This window comes from Peptoniphilus sp. (assembly GCF_050943655.1).
In the GTDB taxonomy this organism is placed as follows: Bacteria; Bacillota; Clostridia; order Tissierellales; family Peptoniphilaceae; genus Peptoniphilus_A.
Window position 1 is genome coordinate 1 of sequence record NZ_JBMNPQ010000092.1, and the last position, 4,825, is coordinate 4,825.

Genomic DNA, 4,825 nt, shown 5'->3' on the forward strand with positions numbered 1-4,825 from the left:
TTTTGTGCAAATAATATATGCATTAATTGAACTGCGAAAAAAGAGTAAGTAGAAAATTAAATTAAAAATGTATAAATAATTTTTAACTACATAAATTCAAATATTTTAATTAAACCAGAGTTAGCTCGTGCTTTCTCTGGTTTTTTAGTATTAATTGAAATAGATAATTAAAAATCCAAATTAAAAAGCTGATCTTACAAGTTTTACTCATAAAATCAGCTAGAAGTTATTTTACTAAGAATGAATCGCCAACAAGGGCAGTTCTCATTGTGGATTGAAAATCTGATCTGTCGCTGTCAAAATAAATATCATAACCGTTATTACTTTTATTTCTAATTGCCAATATGTTTTCGTATTTTAGTCCAAATCCAATGGCAACAAGAGTAGGATCACCTGTATCAAGTTCTAATTTTTTAAGCCTTGTCTCAAGTTTTGAAAGTTCTTCAAATTTATTTTTGCCTGCTTGCGGAAGTTCTGCAACATTTGAAATTGAAAGACCAAAAAACATAATACTTAGGACAATGTTTATAACTCCAATATAAGCACTGTTATAAATAGAAATCATTCCAAGGCCAAGTAGTATAAAAAATCCTAAAAAGTTAGTTAAAACTTTGTCTGATGATGAATGTTCTTTTTTGAGTCCGAGCTTTACAAATTGTTTTTCCAAAAGGTCAATCAGTTCATAAAATTTATTGTTGTAATCGTCGGGGGCGTCCCTTCTAATTTTATTAAGCTCGCGAGATGAAATTTTATCATTATCGCTAAAGGAAAAAATTATATCTATTAGTTTCGCCAAAACATTATCAATATTTTCTAAATTTCCCTTCGTGAAAATATAATTTATGGCATCTTCGCCTTTGCGATTTTTATAAAAAGTTTTCTCGATATTTATAGCATTACATTCATTTAAATAAAGAAGCATTGCAATGATTGTGTTGTGAATGTAGTTTGCACCTTTATAAAAATAACTCTTCTCATAAAAGTTTAATCTAATAGATTTGGAACTTATGCTCTTATCCTTATTTTTCTTGCTCTTTAAAATAAAATAAATTCCAATAACTGCTGCCAAAATATTTATAATTAAAAAATTCGTACTGCTTAGATTTAAATTCATAATATCACCAATTACATTATACATAAAAAAATTAATTTTTGTTCCATTTTAACATACTCATATAATTTTAATTGTAAAAGAAAAATAGATAAAAAATTTTAAAATGCAAAATGAATTTACAGAAATTATATATTTTTATGATATTCTAAAATCAGTTAGCGAGGTGTTTGTGTGAAAAAGAAATCTAAAATAATTTTATCCATACTATTAATTTTAATACTTATTGCAGCTGTTATCTTCACTATATTTGTGGGGAAGAATGTCTTCGATGGAATTACAAATCCTGTAAGTAGAGAAGATTCCATAAAACATATAGAACTTTATAGAGACGAATATGAAAACTTTAAAAAGCATCACACAGTAAAAGAAATTAAAATTTCATCAAGTGAATTTGGACACAACATTCCTGCAATTTATGCAAGTGATGATGGCAACGAAAATATTGCAGTTTTAATTCATGGCATGGGTGGAACTAAAGAGAGTCTTTCACACATTGCAGATATTTTTCTAAGCCTTGGATATAACACTCTTATTTATGACGAGAGAAATGCTGGTGAGAATTTGGCAAATTATTCTACCTTTGGAATTTTAGAGTCCTATGATGCACTTGATGCTATAAATTACGCCAAAAGCCACATTAAGAAAGGCGGAAAGATTCTGCTATTTGGAGAGTCCTTCGGCGCGTCAACTGCCCTTATTGCTTCTTCAAGAGATGACAGCAATATTAACTACTTAGTTTTGGACTCACCAGTTGCTGATTTTTATGAAATGGTTGATCAGATTTTTGATAAAATAAGTAAAGAAGAAAATGTTCCAAAATCTTACATGAAGTTTGCAGGAGACATCTACACAAAATCAAAGCTTGGATTTGGGTTTGATGATATTAATTCTGCAAATTGGATAAAGGACAAAAAGCTTAAGTCGCCAGTACTAATAATTAATTCTATGAAAGATGAAGTTACACCTCCTCACATGGGAAAGGAAATCTATGACAATATTTCTGGAGATAAAAAAGAGCTTCACACCGAAAAAGATTATAAACACATAGAATTTGCAATCAAAAATCCCACAGGCTACAAAAAAGTTATAAGCGATTTTCTTTTAAAATATAAATAAATTTTAATTCTCCTGATTTATGTCGGGAGAATTTTCATGTTACAAAACCTACATCATGTGATGTTGATTTTTTAATTTTATGGGTATAATAGAGTGGAAAGGTGGTATGACCATGTATGATATTATAATAATTGGAGGCGGACCTGCTGGTCTTACTGCAGGACTTTATGCTGCAAGAGCAAAGAAAAAGACATTAATAATCGAAAAAGGTATAGAAGGCGGACAGGTTGCCGAAACTACGGGAATAGAGAACTATCCTGGTATAGATAAAATAGATGGTGCCGAATTAGGTATGAAAATGGCTGAACAAGCAAAAAATTTCGGCGCAAAAATTGTAATGGACGAAGTAGAATCTGTTGATTTAACAGGTGATGTTAAAAAGATTAAGGGCACAGTTGATGAATATGAAGCTAAATCCGTAATCATTGCAACAGGTGCAAATCCACGTGAAATAGGTGCTCCAGGTGAAAGAGAGTACAAAGGACGTGGAGTAAGTTACTGCTCAATATGTGATGCAGCCTTTTATGAAGGCGAAGATGTATATGTAATTGGTGGAGGAGACTCTGCCGTTCAAGAGGCAATTTTTATAACAAATTTTGCTAAAAAAGTTTATATCGTTCACAGAAGAGACGAGCTTCGTGCATCAAAAGACTTACAAGAAAAAGCATTTAACAATGATAAAATTGATTTCATTTGGAACAGCGAAGTTGTTGAAATAAAAGGCGATAAAGTTGTAAATGAAATGATTTTAAAGAATAACAAAACTGGCAAGACTCAGTCAATAACATCAGATGATCCATTTGGAATTTTTGTATTCATTGGATATGTTCCTAATACAGAACTTTTCAAAGATCAAGTAAATATTTCTGATAACGGATATATTATTACAGATGATGAAATGAAGACTAATTTACCAGGCGTATTTGCTGCAGGAGACATTAGAAATAAAACAGTAAGACAAATCGTAAACGCAGCAGGTGACGGTGCAATAGCATCAATTAACGCCCAAAAATATATTGACGAAGCTGAAGGAAATCTTTACGAAGGCTTTAAAGAAGAATAAAATTTAAAAATTTAAAAAAAAAAACATTGTTTGGGAAAAATCCTAAACAATGTTTTTTTATTTGCGTAATAAAATAATTTATTTAAATCCATATTTTAGCCAATCTGCTTTAACAGCATATATAACCATTAAAATTGTTCCGATTGCCCATGATATTGGATAGAGCATATATACACTTTCAATTGTGTAATAATGCGGAATTATATACTTAATAAATTGCACGGCAATAATTCTAAATGCACATAGCGATACTAGAAGAATTATCATTGGAGGTACAGTTCGTCCCGTTCCCCTCATTGTGCCGGCAAGTGAATGCATTATTGCAAGTAAAAAGTAGAATGGGCAGAAGAATCTCGATGCCAAGACTCCAGCTTCTATTACTTCGACTTCATTTGTAAAAAGCGATAGGACATTTGATGAGAATTTGTAAAGTAGTAAGCTTGTAATCATGGTGTAGATGATGCTCATTACAAGTGTCGTCCACATGCCCTTCTTTACTCTTTCAATCTTGTGCGCTCCGTAATTTTGTCCAACAAAAGTTGTTATCGCCATGCTAAGGCTCAGTACGGGAAGTATGTTAAAGCCGTCAATCTTTGCAAAGGAACTAAATCCAGCCATGGGAAATGCCCCAAACACATTGACGCTTGACTGCATAATTACATTGGAAATTGAAATTACAGTATTTTGAATTGCTGTAGGTATTCCAATTTTTATAACTCTAATTGCCATCTCTTTGTGGAGTTTTATTTTTGAAATTCTCACTTTGTAAATATCTTTTACGCGAGCTAAAAATAAAAATGCAAGTAGTGCAGAGATTGCTTGGCTGAGATTACTTGCCATTGCAGCACCATATACTCCAAGATTAAATCTCTTTATGAAGAGTAAATCTAAAAATATATTTAAAACAGATGCAATCCCAAGATATAGTAGGGATCTCTTTGAGTTGCCGACTGCATTTAAAATTCCTGCCTCCATGTTGTAAATAATATTAAAGACCAGTCCAAAAGAAAAAGTCCTGAGGTATTTTACTGAATCGCCCATAACTTCTGCTGGAGTGTTCATGCTTTTAAGAAGCGTTGGTGCAAATACATATCCTGCAATTGAAATTAAAATTCCAAGGATAATTGCAATTGCAAGGGAAGTGTGAACGGACACTCTTACATCTTTAAGCTTATCTGCTCCAAGAGATTGGGACACAATAATTCCAGAACCAACGGCAATACCTTGGCTAAAGGAAATTAAAAGGTTTATTAAAGCTGTACTTGATCCAACTGCCGCAAGAGCCTGTGAGCCGACATAGTTTCCAACTATCATTGCGTCGACGGTATTGTAGGTCTGTTGCAATAAATTTCCAAAGATTAAAGGTATCGAAAATAATAAAATTGTCTTCCAAATACTTCCAGAAGTCATAAGTAACTTTTGGTTTCTCTGTGTTTGTTCTTGTTCCATTAAAATCATTCCAATTAATAGTCTTAAATTATATTATCATATATAGAGAGAAATTAAAGGCGATTTCAAATATTATTTCGTTT

4 protein-coding genes are annotated in these 4,825 nt (G+C 31.8%); 2 read left to right on the forward strand and 2 right to left on the reverse strand.

The genetic code is table 11. From position 1 onward, the window contains the following. Window positions 1–226: 226 nt before the first annotated feature. On the reverse strand, window positions 227–1,114 hold the full coding sequence (locus ACOX6R_RS07230) for a DUF2207 family protein (RefSeq protein ID WP_433448741.1): 888 nt from the start codon (window positions 1,112–1,114) through the stop codon (window positions 227–229). Between the two features lie 171 nt (window positions 1,115–1,285). Between ACOX6R_RS07230 and ACOX6R_RS07235 the strand changes: the two genes are divergently transcribed. Then, a complete protein-coding gene (locus tag ACOX6R_RS07235; RefSeq protein WP_433448743.1) occupies window positions 1,286–2,230 on the forward strand; it encodes an alpha/beta hydrolase in 945 nt (314 codons plus the stop codon). A 112-nt stretch (window positions 2,231–2,342) separates the two neighbouring features. Next, entirely contained in the window at window positions 2,343–3,293 is a 951-nt protein-coding gene (gene trxB, locus ACOX6R_RS07240) for a thioredoxin-disulfide reductase (protein WP_433448745.1), read from the forward strand. Window positions 3,294–3,371: 78 nt separating this feature from the next. Here the strand turns inward: trxB and ACOX6R_RS07245 are convergent, their stop codons facing one another. Beyond that, complete coding sequence (locus ACOX6R_RS07245) at window positions 3,372–4,742, reverse strand: MATE family efflux transporter (protein ID WP_433448747.1); 1,371 nt, start codon at window positions 4,740–4,742, stop codon at window positions 3,372–3,374. Window positions 4,743–4,825: the final 83 nt, after the last annotated feature.